Source organism: Mycolicibacter heraklionensis (assembly GCF_019645815.1).
GTDB lineage: Bacteria > Actinomycetota > Actinomycetes > Mycobacteriales > Mycobacteriaceae > Mycobacterium > Mycobacterium heraklionense.
This window is the reverse complement of record NZ_CP080997.1, coordinates 4,416,946-4,432,435: the sequence shown is the minus strand read 5'-3', so window position 1 is coordinate 4,432,435 and position 15,490 is coordinate 4,416,946. Positions and strand designations below refer to the sequence as shown.

The 15,490-nt window shown below is 69.0% G+C and carries 13 protein-coding genes; 6 read left to right on the top strand and 7 right to left on the bottom strand.

Translation table 11 applies throughout. The annotated features are described in order from the left end of the window. Nucleotides 1-8 precede the first annotated feature (8 nt). The 5 genes from bsh to fadD3 are packed head-to-tail and all read right to left on the bottom strand — an operon-like array spanning nucleotide 9 to nucleotide 5,619. Nucleotides 9-995, bottom strand: coding sequence for a bile salt hydrolase (gene bsh / locus K3U94_RS20990; protein ID WP_047320701.1), 987 nt, complete (start codon nucleotides 993-995; stop codon nucleotides 9-11). A gap of 20 nt (nucleotides 996-1,015) precedes the next feature. Then, entirely contained in the window at nucleotides 1,016-1,972 is a 957-nt protein-coding gene (gene ipdE2, locus K3U94_RS20985) for an acyl-CoA dehydrogenase IpdE2 (protein WP_220694899.1), read from the bottom strand. Then, nucleotides 1,973-2,938, bottom strand: coding sequence for an acyl-CoA dehydrogenase family protein (locus K3U94_RS20980; RefSeq protein ID WP_220694898.1), 966 nt, complete (start codon nucleotides 2,936-2,938; stop codon nucleotides 1,973-1,975). Further along, a complete protein-coding gene (locus tag K3U94_RS20975) occupies nucleotides 2,935-4,068 on the bottom strand; it encodes an acyl-CoA dehydrogenase family protein (RefSeq protein ID WP_220694897.1) in 1,134 nt (377 codons plus the stop codon). Before K3U94_RS20975 ends, K3U94_RS20980 begins: the two co-directional genes overlap by 4 nt. Before the next feature lie 6 nt (nucleotides 4,069-4,074). Further along, on the bottom strand, nucleotides 4,075-5,619 hold the full coding sequence (fadD3, locus tag K3U94_RS20970) for a 3-((3aS,4S,7aS)-7a-methyl-1,5-dioxo-octahydro-1H-inden-4-yl)propanoate--CoA ligase FadD3 (protein WP_220694896.1): 1,545 nt from the start codon (nucleotides 5,617-5,619) through the stop codon (nucleotides 4,075-4,077). Nucleotides 5,620-5,725: 106 nt separating this feature from the next. Between fadD3 and ipdE1 the strand changes: the two genes are divergently transcribed. Genes ipdE1 through K3U94_RS20945 form a run of 5 tightly spaced genes read left to right on the top strand, consistent with a single transcriptional unit; the run spans nucleotide 5,726 to nucleotide 10,117 of the window. Next, nucleotides 5,726-6,874 (top strand): acyl-CoA dehydrogenase IpdE1, encoded by a 1,149-nt coding sequence (ipdE1, locus tag K3U94_RS20965; RefSeq protein ID WP_220694895.1) that lies wholly within the window; start codon nucleotides 5,726-5,728, stop codon nucleotides 6,872-6,874. Then, on the top strand, nucleotides 6,871-7,683 hold the full coding sequence (ipdF, locus tag K3U94_RS20960; protein ID WP_220694894.1) for a (5R,7aS)-5-hydroxy-7a-methyl-1-oxo-2,3,5,6,7,7a-hexahydro-1H-indene-carboxyl-CoA reductase: 813 nt from the start codon (nucleotides 6,871-6,873) through the stop codon (nucleotides 7,681-7,683). The genes ipdE1 and ipdF overlap by 4 nt, the downstream gene beginning before the upstream one ends. A gap of 4 nt (nucleotides 7,684-7,687) precedes the next feature. Continuing rightward, on the top strand, nucleotides 7,688-8,266 hold the full coding sequence (kstR2, locus tag K3U94_RS20955) for a TetR family transcriptional regulator KstR2 (protein ID WP_047320708.1): 579 nt from the start codon (nucleotides 7,688-7,690) through the stop codon (nucleotides 8,264-8,266). A gap of 1 nt (nucleotide 8,267) precedes the next feature. Further along, complete coding sequence (fadA6, locus tag K3U94_RS20950; RefSeq protein WP_047320709.1) at nucleotides 8,268-9,440, top strand: steroid 3-ketoacyl-CoA thiolase FadA6; 1,173 nt, start codon at nucleotides 8,268-8,270, stop codon at nucleotides 9,438-9,440. Nucleotides 9,441-9,451: 11 nt separating this feature from the next. Further along, nucleotides 9,452-10,117: a TetR/AcrR family transcriptional regulator gene (locus K3U94_RS20945; protein WP_220694893.1), complete on the top strand. Its 666-nt coding sequence runs from the start codon at nucleotides 9,452-9,454 to the stop codon at nucleotides 10,115-10,117. Nucleotides 10,118-10,587: 470 nt separating this feature from the next. Here K3U94_RS20945 and K3U94_RS20940 read toward each other — a convergent pair whose 3' ends face one another. Then, nucleotides 10,588-13,839: a PE family protein gene (locus K3U94_RS20940; RefSeq protein WP_220694892.1), complete on the bottom strand. Its 3,252-nt coding sequence runs from the start codon at nucleotides 13,837-13,839 to the stop codon at nucleotides 10,588-10,590. Nucleotides 13,840-14,090: 251 nt separating this feature from the next. Beyond that, nucleotides 14,091-14,696 carry a TetR/AcrR family transcriptional regulator gene (locus K3U94_RS20935; protein ID WP_230987261.1) on the bottom strand — a complete coding sequence of 202 codons (606 nt, stop codon included), beginning with the start codon at nucleotides 14,694-14,696 and terminating at the stop codon, nucleotides 14,091-14,093. 82 nt (nucleotides 14,697-14,778) lie between these two features. Between K3U94_RS20935 and K3U94_RS20930 the strand changes: the two genes are divergently transcribed. After that, entirely contained in the window at nucleotides 14,779-15,468 is a 690-nt protein-coding gene (locus K3U94_RS20930; protein WP_230987260.1) for a DUF899 domain-containing protein, read from the top strand. The last annotated feature ends 22 nt before the right edge of the window (nucleotides 15,469-15,490 follow it).

Genomic DNA, 15,490 nt, shown 5'->3' with positions numbered 1-15,490 from the left:
AGCCGAACTCACCTGTTCAAGCCGAGGAAGGTGAACGGCTCGGCGACTTCGAAGTCCGCCGACGTCTCACCGGCGAAGATGTTGCTGTCGTCGGAGCCGAGGTCGAGCTTGCGCGCCGCGGCGCCCTCGCTGAAATCGAGCTTCTTCAGGTCCACCCAGAACACGTTGGGCGTCAACGCCGACTCGAAGAAGTACAGCTTGCGGGTGTGGTGGGCGACCGTGCGCCAGCGGGTCGAGGAGATATTCGGCTCGTCCGGTGTGGAGATGCCGAACGGCACCGACACGTTACGCACCACACTGAGCACCGAGGCGAGTGCGATCTTCATGTCCTCGGATTTCGGTACCGCGTTGACGTAGAACGAAGCCCGGGCGAACCGGTCCGCGGCGCGATTGGTGCCTGGCAGCATGACGGTGCCGCCGAGCTGTTCCCAGTAGGAGTTGACCGCGAGTTGTTGGTCGAAAATCGGCGAGTTCGTCATCACCTGGTACTGGCGGCCGTGGTGGATGACCTGTTTGCCGTCAACATATTCCACGATCGCACTGTCACCTTCGGCGTCCGACAGCGACAGGTGCAGGGTGGCCAGGCGGTTCTCGCCGGGCACGCCGTCGGTGACCACCGCGAACGGTTCGGCACTCAGCGCTGCGACGGCTTCGGCCACGGTGGCGAAGTTGTCCAGCACGTATTGCGCCCAGATGGAGATGCACAGGCCCGGCCCGCTGCCGTCGTATTCCGGGTACACGGATTCGGCCAGCCAGAGCAGGTTGGCGGACAAGCCGGCCTCGTTCAAACCGTCGGTGGTGCAGATGTCGTAGCCGGTGGCCACCACGCTGCCGTACTTCGCGGTCCATTCAATGGAGTTCGCCCCGGCCCGGCCGTCGCGCTTCACGCCTCGCGGCAACGACCACAGGTTGGTCGCCAAATCCAGCTTCCAGTCCATGGACCGTCCGGTGATGATGTTGCCGTTCGGGCCGAGGTAAACCAGTCGGGTGCACATGCGGCTACCGTACGGGGCTGCTACAGCACCTCGGCCTGCAACCGGCGAAGATGCTGTGCCGGCGGGCCGAACAGCTGCGAACTGCCGTGCGCGCGTTTGAAGTACAGCTGTATGTCGCTTTCCCAGGTGATCGCGATACCGCCGTGCAGCTGCACGGCTTCGCCGGCCACCTTGGAAAACGCCTCGCTGGCAACCACCCGCGCCAACGCCGCCGAGGTTGCCGAGGGCTCGGCGATCGCGTCCTCGACGACGGCGCGGGCGGCCGACACGGCCACGTACAGGTCGGCCATCCGGTGTTTGAGGGCCTGGAAACTGCCGATGGGCCGGCCGAACTGCACCCGGCTCTTGGTGTACTCCACGGTCAGCTCCAGGCAGCGGGCCGCGGCGCCGATCTGCTCGGCCGCCAACAGGATCGCCGCGTAGTCCGCGATGCCCGGGTCGTCTCCGATCGGTGCGGTCGCGGTGGCGGTGATCCGGCCCAGGCGTCGGGTGGGGTCCATGGTGGCCACCGGCTCGGTGCTGAATTCGCTCCACCGGGTGAGCTGGCTGCCGTCGGTGCCGATAACTACGTCGGCTGCGCCCACCAGATCCCCGTTGGCCGCGTAGTCGTCGTCGAAGACGACAGCTCCGATCACACCGCCCGCTGCGAGCTGTTCCAACGCTTCGGCGTCGGGCTCGGGCGCGGCCAGCAGCGCCAGCTCGGCCAGGATCGTGCCCAGCAGTGGCGTGGGCACCAGTGCCTTGCCCAGTTCCTCGAGAACGACTGCGGCGTCGCCCAGTTCGCCCCCGGCACCGCCGAGCTCCTCGGGCACCACCAGGGCGGCGGCGCCGACCTGCTCGCACAGCAGCTGCCACAGCGACTCGTCGTAGCCGCGCTCGGACTCCATCGCCGCCCGTACCGCTTCGGGTGTGGCGTGCTTGTCGACCAGCGCGGCCACGGTCTGGCGCAGCAGGTCGCGTTCGTCGTTACGGGCCACTTAGATCGCCTCCAACACTCGCCGCCGATGGGCGGTCGGATCACCCCAGGCCGGGCGCAGGGCCTGCACCCGCAGCAGCCACAGCGACAAGTCGCACTCGCTGGTGAAGCCGATGGCGCCGTGGGTCTGCAGCGCCGAATGCGCGGCCAGCAGAGCGGCGTCGGATGCGGCCACCTTGGCGGCGCTGACGTCGCGGGCGGTGTCGGCGGAGTTGTCATCGAGCGACAGGGCCGCCCCGTACACCAGCGGGCGGGCCAGCTCGAGGGCGATGTGCACGTCGGCCAGCTTGTGCTTGATGGCCTGGTAGCCGCCGATCACCCGGCCGAACTGGGTGCGCTGCTTGGCGTAGTCGACGGCGGTGTTCAGCATCGCCTGACCGGCCCCGATCAGCTGCGCGGCGGTGGCCAGGGCGCCCAGCTCGTAGGCGCGGGCGGTGTCGGCGTCCCAGGTCGATCCGGTGGCGGTGACGTCGAAGACACCGCGGCTGGGGTCCACCGAGGCGTGCCGGGTGCCGGCCTGTGCCGTGCCGGCCTGGCCGTTGTCGGCGAGCAGGATCAGGTCGGCGCGGTCGGCGTCGACAGCACGGGGGGTGTGCGGTGGCAGCGCCGCGGTGGCGATCAGCTCACCGGCGGCCAGCCCGGCCAGCTGCGCACCGGCCTCGGGTGAGCCGGCCAGCAGGATCGGCGCCACCGCAATGGATTCCACCACCGGACCGGGCACGCACCAGTGGCCCAGCGCCTCGATGGCCAGCACCACGTCGACGGTGTGCGCACCGATGCCGTCGAACTCCTCCGGCACCGCCAGCGCGGTCACGCCGAGTTCGCTGAGCAGGCTCCACACCCGACGGCCCGGCTCGGAGTCGCCCTGCGACCAGGCTCGCACGGCTCCGGGTACGTCGGCGGCGCCGAGGGCGGCGTCAATGCTGGCCGCGAAGTCGCGCTGCTCTTGGTCCAGATCGAATTTCATTTCTTCTCCCGGGGCAGGCCCAGCAGCCGCTCGGCGATGATATTGCGCTGAATCTCATTGGTGCCGGCGTAGATCGGTCCGCCGAGCGAGAACAGGTAACCGTGGGTCCAGGCGTCGGCGAGTTCCCCGTCGGCGCCGCGGATGTCCAGGCCGGTCTGGTGCAGCGCAACGTCGAGGTCGGACCAGAACACCTTGGTCACCGAGGATTCCGCACCCAGCTCGCCGCCGGCAGCCAGCCGGGTGACGGTGCCGAACGTCTGCAATCGGTAGGCCTGCGCCTTGATCCAGGCGTCGGCGACGCGGTCGGTGAACGCCGGATCGCTACCGTGCTGCTTCCACATGCTCGCCAGTTTCTCGGCACCCACCAGGAACCGGGCCGGGCTACGCAGGCTCATGCCGCGTTCATTGCTCGACGTGCTCATCGCGGCGCGCCAGCCCTCGTTCGGCACGCCGATCACGTCGTTGTCCGGCACGAAGACGTCGTCGAGGAAGATCTCGCCGAAGCCGGTCTCGCCGCCCAGCTGTTCGATGGCGCGCACGGTGATCCCTGGCGCTTTCAGGTCGAACATGAAGTAGGTCAGGCCGTGGTGGCGCTGGGCCTCCGGGTCGGAGCGGAACAGCCCGAAGCCGCGCTCGCCGAACGGGGCACGCGAGCTCCAGATCTTCTGTCCGTTGAGTTTCCAGCCGCCGTCGACTTTGGTGGCCGTCGAGCGCAGCGATGCCAGGTCACTGCCGGACTCCGGCTCCGACCACGCCTGCGCCCAGATCTCCTCGCCGCTGGCCATCTTCGGCAGCACCCGGTCCAGTTGCTCCTGCGTGCCGTGCGCGAACAGCGTCGGCGCCAGCATCGAGGTGCCGTTGGCGCTGGCCCGTCCCGGTGCGCCGGCGCGGAAGTACTCCTCCTCGTACACCACCCACTGCAGCAGGGTGGCGTCGCGCCCGCCGTATTTCTTGGGCCAGGCGATCACCGACAGGCCGGCGTCGAAAAGCACCTTGTCCCAGCGGCGGTGCTGCTCGAAACCCTCGGCGGTGTCGTAGGACTCGGTCGGGAACTTGTCAGAGTTCGCGGCCAGGAAGTCGCGGACCTCGGCCCGAAAGGCCTCGGTCTCGTCATCGAAATTCAAGTCCATCTAGGCTCACTCTCTCAACTCATGCTTGACCACCTTGCCGCCGGGATTGCGCGGTAGGGAGTCGGTGAAGGTCACCGATCTCGGTGCCTTGAAGTTCGCTAAATGTTCACGGGCGTAAGCGATCACCGCAGCTTCGTCCAACTCGAACCCGGGCCGGCGCACGATGAATGCTCGGCCCACTTCGCCGAGCCGCTCATCGGGAACCCCGATCACGGCGACGTCGGCCACCCCGTCGAGGCGGGCCAGTACCTGTTCGATCTCGGCGGGATAGACGTTGAAGCCGCCGCAGATGTACATGTCCTTGAGCCGGTCGGTGATTCGCAGGTTCCCGGCCGCGTCCACGGTGCCGATGTCGCCGGTGTGCAGCCAGCCGTGCTCATCGATCGCCGCGGCGGTGGCCTCCGGGTCGTCGAGGTAGCCGAGCATGATGTTGGCGCTGCGCAGTAGCACTTCGCCGGCTTCGGGATCGGTGGCGCCGACTGATTTTTCCAGCCGCAGCTCGAAGTCGCCGATCGGGCGCCCGCAGGTGGTGGCGACCGTGACGGCGTCGTCGTCGGCGCGGCACATGGTGGCGAACCCGCCGGACTCGGTCAGCCCGTAGGCCGTGAGCACGATGTCGATGTCGAGTTCGTTCTGCATCCGCTCGATGAGCACCACCGGGACGGTGGCCGCCCCGGTGACCGCGAACCGCAGCGAGCTCAGGTCGTGGCGGTCGCGGTCGGGGTGGTCGAGCAGGGTCTGGTAGATGGTGGGCGGCCCGGGCAACACGGTGATCCGGTGGGACTCGATGGCGCGCAGCGCGGCGGCCGGATCGAAGGTGACCTGTGGGATCAACGTGGCGCCGGTCTGCAGGCAAGCCAGGATGCCGGCCTTGTAGCCGAAGTTGTGGAAGAACGGGTTGATGCACAGGTAGCGGTCCTGCGCGGTCATCTGACCGCACGCCGCCCAGGCCGCCGGGCCGGCCAGCGACTGCCGGTGGGCGCAGAGCACGCCCTTGCTGCGGCCGGTGGTCCCGGAGGTGAACAGGATGTCCGAGAGATCGTCGGGCCCGACGGCCGCGGCGCGTGCGTCGATGTCGGCGGCCGGCACGGCGGCACCGGCGGCGATGAACTCGTCCCAGGTTCCGTCGGCGACGTCGATGGGCACCCGGACGACATGCTGCAGGTCGGGTAGCTGGTCCCGGTCCAGTTCGGCCAGCCGGTCGGACTTGAGGAACCGCCCCATGCCGACCAGGACTTTGGCGTTGCTGCGGGACAGGATGTCGGTGGCTTCCGCGGCGGTGTAGCGCGTGTTCAGCGGCACCAGGACACCGCCGGCGTAGTGGGTGCCCAGGCAGGTGATCACCCAGTGCCAGGTGTTCGGCGACCAGAGCGCAACCCGGTCGCCCGGCTGGACGCCAAGGGCGATCAGAGCCGCGGCGGCCCGCCGCACTTCGTCGCGCAGGCTCGCGTAAGTGAAGCGTTTGTCCTCGGTGACCAGGGCGTCATGGTCGGGAAGTGCACGCGCGATGTGGTCCAGGGCCGCAGGTGTGGTCTGCGGTTCTGTACTCATAGGCGCTGCTCCTCCCCGTCGCTGAACACTGCATCGCCGCCAGCGCGGGCTCCCTGGGCTCGACGGCTCGTAGCCGAGCAAGTGCTTGGTAGGTTAGCCTACAGGGGTGCAAGCAGTCGAGGGGTTCCGGGCTGAGGTCCGTGCATGGCTGGCCGACAACCTGGTCGGGGAGTTCGCCGAGCTCAAGGGCCTCGGCGGCCCGGGGCGCGAGCATGAGGCGTTCGAGGAGCGGATGGCATGGAACCGCCATCTGGCCGACGCCGGACTGACCTGCCTGGGCTGGCCGGTGGAACACGGCGGGCGCGGCCTGTCGGTGGCGCACCGGGTGGCGTTCTACGAGGAGTACGCCCGCGCCGATGCGCCCGACAAGGTCAATCACCTGGGTGAGGAGCTGCTGGGGCCGACCCTGATCGCCTTCGGCACACCCGAGCAGCAGCAGCGTTTCCTGCCCGGCATCCGCAACGTCACGGAGCTGTGGTGCCAGGGCTACTCCGAGCCGGGCGCCGGCAGCGACCTGGCCAATGTTTCCACCACCGCCGTGCTCGACGGCGATGCATGGGTGATCAACGGCCAGAAGGTATGGACGTCGCTGGCGCACCTGTCGCAGTGGTGCTTCGTGGTGGCCCGCACCGAGAAGGGGTCCAAGCGGCACAACGGACTGTCTTACCTGTTGGTGCCGCTGGACCAGCCCGGGGTCGAGGTCCGGCCGATCGTGCAGCTGACCGGCACCTCGGAGTTCAACGAGGTGTTCTTCGACAACGCCCGCACCGACGCCGACCTGGTGGTCGGCGAACCCGGCGACGGCTGGAAGGTGGCGATGGGCACGCTCACCTTCGAGCGTGGCGTGTCGACACTGGGCCAGCAGATCCGTTACGCCCGTGAGCTGTCTTCGCTGGCTGAGCTCGCGGCGCGCAACGGTGCCGCCGAGGACCCGTTGATTCGGGAGCGGCTGACCCGCTCCTGGGTGGGCTTGCGGTCGATGCGGTCCTACGCGATGGCCACCATGGACGTCGAGCAGCCGGGTCAAGACAATGTCTCCAAGCTGCTGTGGGCCAACTGGCATCGCGATCTCGGCGAGCTGGCCATGGACGTGATCGGGCGCGACTCGATGGTGTTGCGCGACGGCGAGTTCGACGAGTGGCAGCGGCTGTACCTGTTCACCCGCAGCGACACCATCTACGGCGGGTCGAACGAGATTCAGCGCAACATCATCGCCGAGCGGGTTCTCGGCCTACCCCGGGAGGCAAAGGGATGAGCTCGACGTCGGATCTTTCCAAGGATCTGTCCAAGGCGCCGGAAGAGATTGCCGGGCACGGCCTACTGGCGGGCAAGACCGTCTTGGTGACCGCGGCCGCCGGCACCGGAATCGGCTCCACCACCGCCCGGCGTGCGCTGCTCGAAGGTGCTGACGTGGTGGTCTCCGACTACCACGAACGCCGGCTCGGCGAGACCCGCGACGAACTGGCCGGCCTCGGGCTGGGCCGGGTGGAGGCGGTGGTCTGCGACGTCACCTCCACCGCGGCGGTCGACGCGCTGTTCGACGAGGCCGTGGCGAAGATGGGCCGGCTCGACGTGCTGGTCAACAACGCCGGACTCGGCGGGCAGACCCCGGTCATCGACATGACCGACGACGAGTGGGACCGCGTGCTGAACGTGACGCTCACCTCGGTGATGCGGGCCACCCGGGCGGCCTTGCGTTACTTCCGGGGCGTGGACCACGGTGGGGTGATCGTCAACAACGCCAGCGTCTTGGGTTGGCGCGCACAGCATTCCCAGTCGCATTACGCCGCGGCCAAGGCCGGCGTGATGGCGCTGACCCGGTGCAGTGCGATCGAGGCCGTCGAGTACGGGGTGCGGATCAACGCGGTCTCGCCGTCCATCGCCCGGCACAAGTTCCTGGAGAAGACCAGCTCCGCCGAACTGCTGGACCGGCTGGCCGACGGCGAGGCGTTCGGCCGGGCCGCCGAGCCGTGGGAAATCGCCACCACCATCGCGTTCCTGGCCAGCGACTACTCCAATTACCTGACCGGCGAGGTCATCTCGGTTTCCAGCCAACGGGCCTGATGCCATGACGCGCCGTGACGAACTCCTGAACCTGGCGGCGGCGATGATCGCCGAGCGTGGCCTGCGTGCCACGACGGTGCGCGACATCGCCGACGCCGCCGGGATTCTGTCCGGCAGTCTGTATCACCACTTCTCCTCCAAGGAGGAGATGGTCGACGAGGTGCTGCGCGACTTTCTGGACTGGCTGTTCGCCCGGTATCAGCAGATCGTGGACAGCGAAACCGACCCGATGGAACGGCTCAAGGGGCTGTTCCTGGCCTCGTTCGACGCGATCGAGCATCGACACGCCCAAGTCGTCATCTACCAGGACGAAGCCAAGCGCCTGTCGTCCCACGAGCGGTTCTCCTACGTCGACGAACGCAACCGGCAACAACGTAAAATGTGGCTTGACGTGCTGCAGCAGGGTATTGAAGCGGGATGTTTCCGCCCCGACCTCGACGTCGACCTGGTCTATCGCTTCATCCGCGACACCACCTGGGTATCAGTGCGCTGGTACCAACCGGGTGGCCCATTGACCGCCGAGCAAGTCGGCAGGCAATACCTCGCCATCGTGCTGGGTGGAATCACCAAAGAAGGAAGTTGATATGTCACAAGCCGCTCACGTTTCTCAGGCGTATGTTATCGACGCCGTTCGCACCGCCGTCGGCAAGCGTAACGGGTCGCTGGCCGGAATCCACCCGATCGACTTGGGCGCGTTGGCTTTTCGCGGTCTGCTGGACCGCGTCGGGGTTGACCCGGCCGCCGTCGACGATGTGATCACCGGCTGCGTGGACGCCATCGGCGGCCAGGCCGGCAACATCGGCCGGCTGGCGTGGCTGGCGGCGGGCTACCCCGAAGGGGTGCCGGGAGTCACCGTCGACCGGCAGTGCGGTTCGTCCCAGCAGGCCATCTCGTTCGGCGCGCAGGCGATCATGTCGCGCACCGCGGACCTGATTGTGGCCGGCGGCGTGCAGAACATGAGCTGGATCCCGATCTCGTCGGCGATGATCGTCGGTGAGCAGTTCGGTTTCACCTCGCCGACCAACGAGTCGAAGAAGTGGCTGGAGCGCTACGGGGACGAGGAGGTCTCGCAGTTCCGCGGCGCCGAGATGATCGCCGAGCGCTGGGACATCTCCCGCGAGGACATGGAGCGCTTCGCGCTGCAGAGCCATCAGCGGGCGTTCGCCGCGATCGCTGAGGGGCGCTTCGACAACGAGATCATCGACGTCGATGGTTTCCGGGTCGATGAGTGCCCGCGCGAGTCCACACTGGAGAAGATGGCCGGCCTCAAGACGCTGGTCGAGGGCGGCCGGCTGACGGCGGCGGTCTCCAGCCAGATCTGTGACGGGTCGGCCGCGGTGCTGCTCGCTTCTGAGCAGGCCGTCAAAGACCACGGTCTGGCGCCGCGCGCCCGCATCCACCACATCAGCGCCCGGGGTGACGACCCGGTGATCATGCTGACCGGCCCGATCCCGGCCACCCGCTACGCGCTGGAAAAGACCGGCCTGAGCATCGACGACATCGACGTTGTGGAGATCAACGAGGCGTTCGCTCCGGTGGTGCAGGCCTGGATGAAGGAGTTCCCGATCGACCCGGCCAAGGTCAACCCCAACGGCGGGGCGATCGCGCTGGGCCACCCGCTGGGGGCCACCGGGGCCAAGCTGTTCACCACGATGCTCAACGAGCTGGAGCGCACCGGCGGTCGGTACGGTTTGCAGACGATGTGCGAGGGCGGGGGCACCGCTAACGTCACGATCATTGAGCGCCTTGGCGGCTAAAATCGGACTTTATGGAAACACCGACTCCGACGGCACCGGGGGGGCGCCGGATTCGCGGGCTCGACGCTGACCAGCGCCGCGCTCAGCGGCGTCAGCAACTCCTGACCGCAGCGTTCGAATTGTTTGCCCGAGACGGTTACGCCAACACCTCGATCGAGCAGATCTGCCAAACCGCCTACGTCGGCAACAAGGCGTTCTACGAGCTGTTCGACAGCAAGGAAGACTGTTACCTGGCGCTGATGAACGAGATCGGCGATCGGATCGAGGCAAAGGTCGAGGAGGAGTTGCTCCACGGCGCTCCCGATGAGACCGAAGAGGCGACGGTGCGCCGGGTGCTGACGGTGTTCGCCTATGAGCTGGTCGTCGACCCCCGGGTGGCAGTCGTCGCGTTCCGGGAAAGCACCGGAATCTCGCCGCGGGTCGAGGCGCAACGGCGGGCGAATCGTCGGTGGGCCGCGGACTTCATCGAGTCGTTCTGGCGCAGCAAGGCCCTAGCCGGTGAGGTCGTCGACTACCGGGCGATGGCGGTAGCCACCGTCGGGGGGCTCTTCGAGATCATTGCCGATTTCCTGCACCAGGTCGACCCACCGCGATCGATGGACGACCTCACGCGGGACCTCACCTCATTCGTGATCACGGTGACCAACGGGATCCATCTGCCTGCCCAAGCCAGCTGAACTGGACGTCGGTACCGTCGCGGTTCTGCGGAGCTTCCGAATCCACTTGGCGATTGCGGGTGCGACCGTGACGCCCACCGGGATCCACAGCGGAATCAGGGTCGCAAGGACGAATGCAATGATGGTCGCGTAGGCGCTGATGAGGTTACTCACGGCGTGCTCATTTCCTCCGCAAAGCGGACTGGAGTAGTTGGGTTTTCTTGGCTGTGGCAGGCACGTTAGCCAGCGGGTATCCCGGTTGGCTTTGTCGTCGGCCGCCCAACTAGTGGCAGGGCTTTGTCGTCCGCGCACGAAGGCAGCGGGGTGACGGCTTTAACGCACGCGCCCGGCGATGACGCCGCCGACCGCACGTTGCGTCAGCGCGTCCAGGACAGCGTTGGCGCGCCGGTTCGGTTGCAGCGCAACGGAATCCGCGCCTAGCTGATCACGCGGCGGGTCTGGCTCCGCGCTCGGTGAACCGGTTGCGGTCGCTACGGGGTGTGGCTGCCGTTGGAGCCCGATGAACCGTTGGGGTGCCCGGTACCGCCGCCTCCGCCGGTACCGCCCTTCGCGGTGCCCGGAGCGTTGGTCACGGCGCTGCCGCCATTGCCGCCGTTGCCGGCGCCTTCGTTGGTTCCGTTGCCGCCCTTGCCGCCGTCCCCGCCGGTGGCATTGCCGGTGCCGGCGCTATTCGCCGAACCGCCGGCGCCGCCGTTGCCGCCGAGGTAGCCGGAGGCGCCGGCTCCGCCCTTTCCGGCGGTCGCGTCAGCGTGCGAGGCGCTGTTGTTGATGGTCGCGTTGCCGCCCTTGCCACCGTTGCCGGCCCAGTTGGTGCTGCTGCCGCCGGTGCCGGCTGCCCCGTCGCCGCCGATGGCGTTTCCGGTTCCGTTCGCAGTGATGGTCGCCGAACCGCCGTTGCCGCCGGTGCCGTCGCGGCCGCCATTGACGCCCGTACCGCCGCCGTGGCCGCCGAGGCCGGCGGCACCACCCACGGCGTCGCCAGAGCCGCCGTTGTACGCCTCGCCGCCGCTGCCGCCGAGGCCACCGCTGCCGATGTCGCCGACACCGCTGCCGCCGGCGCCGTTGCCGCCGGTTCCGCCGTGACCGCCGGTGGCAACGGCGTTGCCGCCTTGGACCCAGCCCGTGCCGCCGTCTCCGCCGAAGCCACCGCCCAAGCCGCCGTTGCCGCCGTTACCACCGTTCCCGCCGACCGCGGCGTGCAGGTTGGCGGCGTTGTTAGTGGTCGCGTTGCCGCCGTTGCCTCCGCCGGCGCCGTTGGTGCTGCCGGCACCACCATCGCCGCCGTTGCCGGCGACCACGTTGCCGGTTCCGTAGGTGTAGGCGTTGCCGCCGTTGCCGCCCTGCCCACCGCCGACTCCGGTCGCGCCAACCCCACCGTTGCCGCCGGTGGCGGTGCCGGTCGAGGCGCTGTTGGTGATGGTCGCGTCGCCGCCGCGCCCACCCCACCCGCCGTTGCCGCCGGTGAACGCGACGCCGCCGTTGCCGCCGGTGCCGCCGGTGATGTTCCCGGTTCCCGCTGAGGTCGCGGAGCCGCCGTTGCCGCCGTAGCCGCCGTTGATATGGCCGGCGTTCCCGTTCGCCCCGTTGCCGCCGTTGCCACCGTGGGCCGCGCCGCTGGCAGCGCCGCTGGCAGCGCCGCCCACGGCGCCGCCGCTACCCGCGGTGCCCCCGGTGCCGCCAGTGCCGGCCGCACCGCCAGCGCCGCCGGCGCCGGCGGACCCGCCACTGCCGGCATTGCCGCCGGCACCGCCGGCACCGTCCAAGCCGTTGGAGGCGATCTTGCCCCAGACGCCGTCCGCACCGTTACCGCCGTCGCCGCCGTTTCCGGCGGCACCACCGTTGCCGCCGGTGCCACCGGAACCGTTGATCCCGGCGGTGCCGTGGGCGGCAGTGCCGGCGTTGCCGCCGTTGCCGCCGTTGCCGCCGGCAAAGCCGTTACCACCGGTGCCGCCGTCCTGGCCGTTGCCGCCGTTGACTCCGGCGACACCAGTGTTGCCGGTGCTGCCCGCCGTGCCGGCAGCACCCGTACCGCCGTTGCCGCCGCGCCCGCCGGTGCCACCGTTGCCGGCCTGGGATCCGCCGGCCCCGCCGTCGCCACCCTTGCCGCCGGACCCGCCGACACTGTTAACCCCGGTCGCGCCGTTGCCGCCGACGCCGCCGTTGCCGCCGTTGCCCAGCGCTCCGCCGGCGCCGCCGTTTCCGCCGGTCCCGCCGTTAGCGCCGTCGGCGGTGGGGCTGAACCCGGCTCCACCGGTACCGCCGTTGCCGGCTGCCCCGCTCACCGCGGCGCCGTTGCCGCCGCCGGCACCCGCGTGCCCGCCCGAGCCGGAGCCGGCCGCGCCACCAGCACCGCCCTGGCCCACCGCGCCTGGGTCGCCGCCGTGGCCGCCATTGCCTCCGTTGGGATTAGCCGCGTTGCCGGCGCCGCCGGCCCCGCCGTCACCGGGAGTGCCGGCGTTGCCGCCGGTTCCGCCGGCTCCGCCGCTGCCGCTGCTGCCTGCGGTGCCACCAAGTCCTGCCGCGCCGGCGTTGCCGCCGACACCGCCGTGCCCACCGACACCACCGTTTCCGCCGTTGCCCCCGGCCCCGCCGGTGTTGCCGGCCAATACCGCATCCACACCGTTACCGCCGGCGCCGCCGGTGCCACCCTCACCACCGGCGCCACCAATTCCACCGGAACCGGCGCCGCCGAACAGCAGGCCACCCGCTCCGCCGTTGCCGCCGACGCCGCCGGTGCCGCCAGTTCCGCCGGCGGCACCGTCCTGGCCGGCCAGCGCAGTGCCCGCGTCATACCCAGCACCACCGATCCCGCCGGCGCCACCTGCGCCGCCGCTGCTGAACAGAAGCCCGCCGCTGCCGCCGGTTCCGCCCGCCCCGCCGGTTCCGCCGGCGGTATGGGTCGCGGTACCGGCCCCGCCGGCTCCGCCAGCCCCGCCGTCACCGCCATTGCCCCACAGGACGCCGCCGTTGCCCCCGTTGCCGCCCGCGCCACCGTTGCCGCCGAATTGGCCGGCTCCACCGGTGGTGCCGTTGCCGCCGTTGCCGAACAAGAACCCGGCGTTGCCGCCCTGGCCGGGCGTTCCATTGACTGGGGCCGGGTCCGCGCCACCTGCCAGCGGGAAGACGTTCTCATCGGCGGCGGCACTGCCGGCACTGCCGCCGTCACCGAACAACCAGCCGGCATTGCCGCCCGAGCCGGTCGAGCCGTACCCGTCGCCGCCGTCGCCGAGCAACAGCCCGGCGTTGCCGCCGTCGACATGGTCTGCCGTGCCCGCCGCGCCGTCACCGATCAGATACAGCCCGGACACCTGGTTGATCAAGCCGCTGACCTGCAGGCCTAGCGGGCTGTTGATCCAGTCCTCGATCGCGGTGTGCAACGGGGTGTAGATCAGCTGGTCGAACCAGTCGTCTCCCGGCAAAGCCACCGCCGAGCCGGCGCCAGCCACGTCGAGACCGGCGAGCTGGTGGAAGAAGTCCTCCCACGCCGCCGGGTCAAACACCGTCACCGGGTCGGCCGCCCCGCTGATCACCGCGGAGATCGGGTCGATTGGTGGATCGATGAGCACATCGAGCACATCGGCGTGCGCTGGCGGTGCGGTGGCCAACGGGCTCATCCCGAACCCGGCGAACGCCGCCGCCGCACCGATCACGGCGGCGATCCGCCGCAGCGCCCCGGCCTTGTGTTTTCCGCGAGTGCCCCCCACGACGACGTTTCCAAACACCTGCCGACCTCCTCGAACGAGATGTGCCCCGGGACGCACTAAAGTTCGGTTAGAGGATGCTGAGTTCATCTCAGTCGTCCATAGTCGAAATTAAAGAATAGGTTTTGGCCTCCGGTCAACGTTTTGCTTCGACTACGGCAAAAAATCGGGACCTTGGTCCCTTGAAGTCGCCTGTCCCCTGGTTGCGCTGCGGTTGGGTAGCGGGCTCTCGTCGTGCGCGGACGACGGAGTTGGGCAGCCGACCCAGCGGCTCAACCCACCAACCCGGCGATGATGTCGTCGACCGTTCGTTGCGCCAGTGCATCCAGATCGGAACGCGGGACGCCGCGTAGCGGTCCGCGCAGGGCCAGTTCGGCGAATCCGTGCACGGCCGACCAGCACGGCCACTCCGCGCCGGCGCGCCGACTCGGTTTCAGCACACCGGCGTCCACCATCGCATCGAGTGCATCGACCAGTGCGCGAAACGGCGGCGGGGGCCCGTCGTCGTCCACCGAGGTGACCCCGGAGCCGAAGAAGGCCACGGTGAACCAGCCCGGCTCGTCCAACGCGAATCCGATGTAGCCGAGCCCGACGGACCGGAGCTGATTGCGTGCCCGGTTCGCCGCGGTGCCGCGTCGGCTCGCCGATGGGAGCATGCGTGCGGCCATCCGGTCTCCGATGGCGATCGCGACCGCCCGCAACAGTGCCTCGCGGTCGGCGAAATGACGGTATGCGGCGTTCGGGGACACCCCGACGCGCCGGGTCGCCTCCCGGACCGTCAGCGCCTCCGGACCGCCGAGTCGGGTCAGCTGCAGGCCGGCGTCGATCAGCGCCGCGCCCAGGTCGCCATGGTGATAACCGGTCCTTGTCCCAGCCACCTCTTGACAGCCCCCTCGGGTCCAAGTGTACGGTGTGAACATAGCCAATGTGGACGCCGTACACATGACAATGGGGGTTTTCGTGAAGACGGATTTCAAGGCGCCGCCGGTGGTGGATAACCAGACCTGGCAGCGGGAAATCGACACGTTGCGCGCCCGGGAGAAGGCCGCCACCCGCGAACTCGACGCGATCGCCGCACAGCGCCGCCGCCTGCCGATGGTTGTCATAGACGACTATCTGCTCGAAGGCGAGAGCGGGCCGGTGCGCCTGTCCGAGGTGTTCGAGGGCGCAAGTCAACTGATCGTCTACCACCACATGTGGTCGCCGGGCCAGGAATGGCAGTGCCCAGGGTGTACCGGCTACACCTCGCAGTTCACCCGACTCGACTTTCTTGACGCCTACGACGCACGGTTCGTGATCGTCACGCAGGGCCCCATCGACGAAGCGATCGCGTACAAGCGGCGGGTCGGCAACCAGATGGCCTGGTACAGCACGGCCAACAGCTCGTTCGGAGCCGATGTCGGCGTACCGCCAGGCGGTCAGTTCGCGGTGAATGTCTTTTTGCGCCAGGGTGATGCGGTGTTCCGCACCTGGTACACCAACCACCGCGGGGTCGAACAGCTCAGCCACATATTCCCGTTGCTGGATGTGCTGCCCTATGGGCGCCAGGAAGAGTGGCAAGACTCGCCCGAGGGCTGGCCGCAGAGTCCCACCTACAGCCGCTGGGCGAGCTCGCCGGAGATCGCCCAGCTCTACGGCGTCAATTCGTAGTGTCCCCAACCGTTCCCAACCT

Coding starts and splice junctions, on each gene's coding strand:
- K3U94_RS20980 (WP_220694898.1), bottom strand. CDS start 2,938: ATGAAATTCGATCTGGACCAAGAGCAGCGCGACTTCGCGGCCAGCATT.
- fadA6 (WP_047320709.1), top strand. CDS start 8,268: ATGTCACAAGCCGCTCACGTTTCTCAGGCGTATGTTATCGACGCCGTT.
- bsh (WP_047320701.1), bottom strand. CDS start 995: ATGTGCACCCGACTGGTTTACCTCGGCCCGAACGGCAACATCATCACC.
- ipdF (WP_220694894.1), top strand. CDS start 6,871: ATGAGCTCGACGTCGGATCTTTCCAAGGATCTGTCCAAGGCGCCGGAA.
- K3U94_RS20945 (WP_220694893.1), top strand. CDS start 9,452: ATGGAAACACCGACTCCGACGGCACCGGGGGGGCGCCGGATTCGCGGG.
- K3U94_RS20975 (WP_220694897.1), bottom strand. CDS start 4,068: ATGGACTTGAATTTCGATGACGAGACCGAGGCCTTTCGGGCCGAGGTC.
- kstR2 (WP_047320708.1), top strand. CDS start 7,688: ATGACGCGCCGTGACGAACTCCTGAACCTGGCGGCGGCGATGATCGCC.
- fadD3 (WP_220694896.1), bottom strand. CDS start 5,619: ATGAGTACAGAACCGCAGACCACACCTGCGGCCCTGGACCACATCGCG.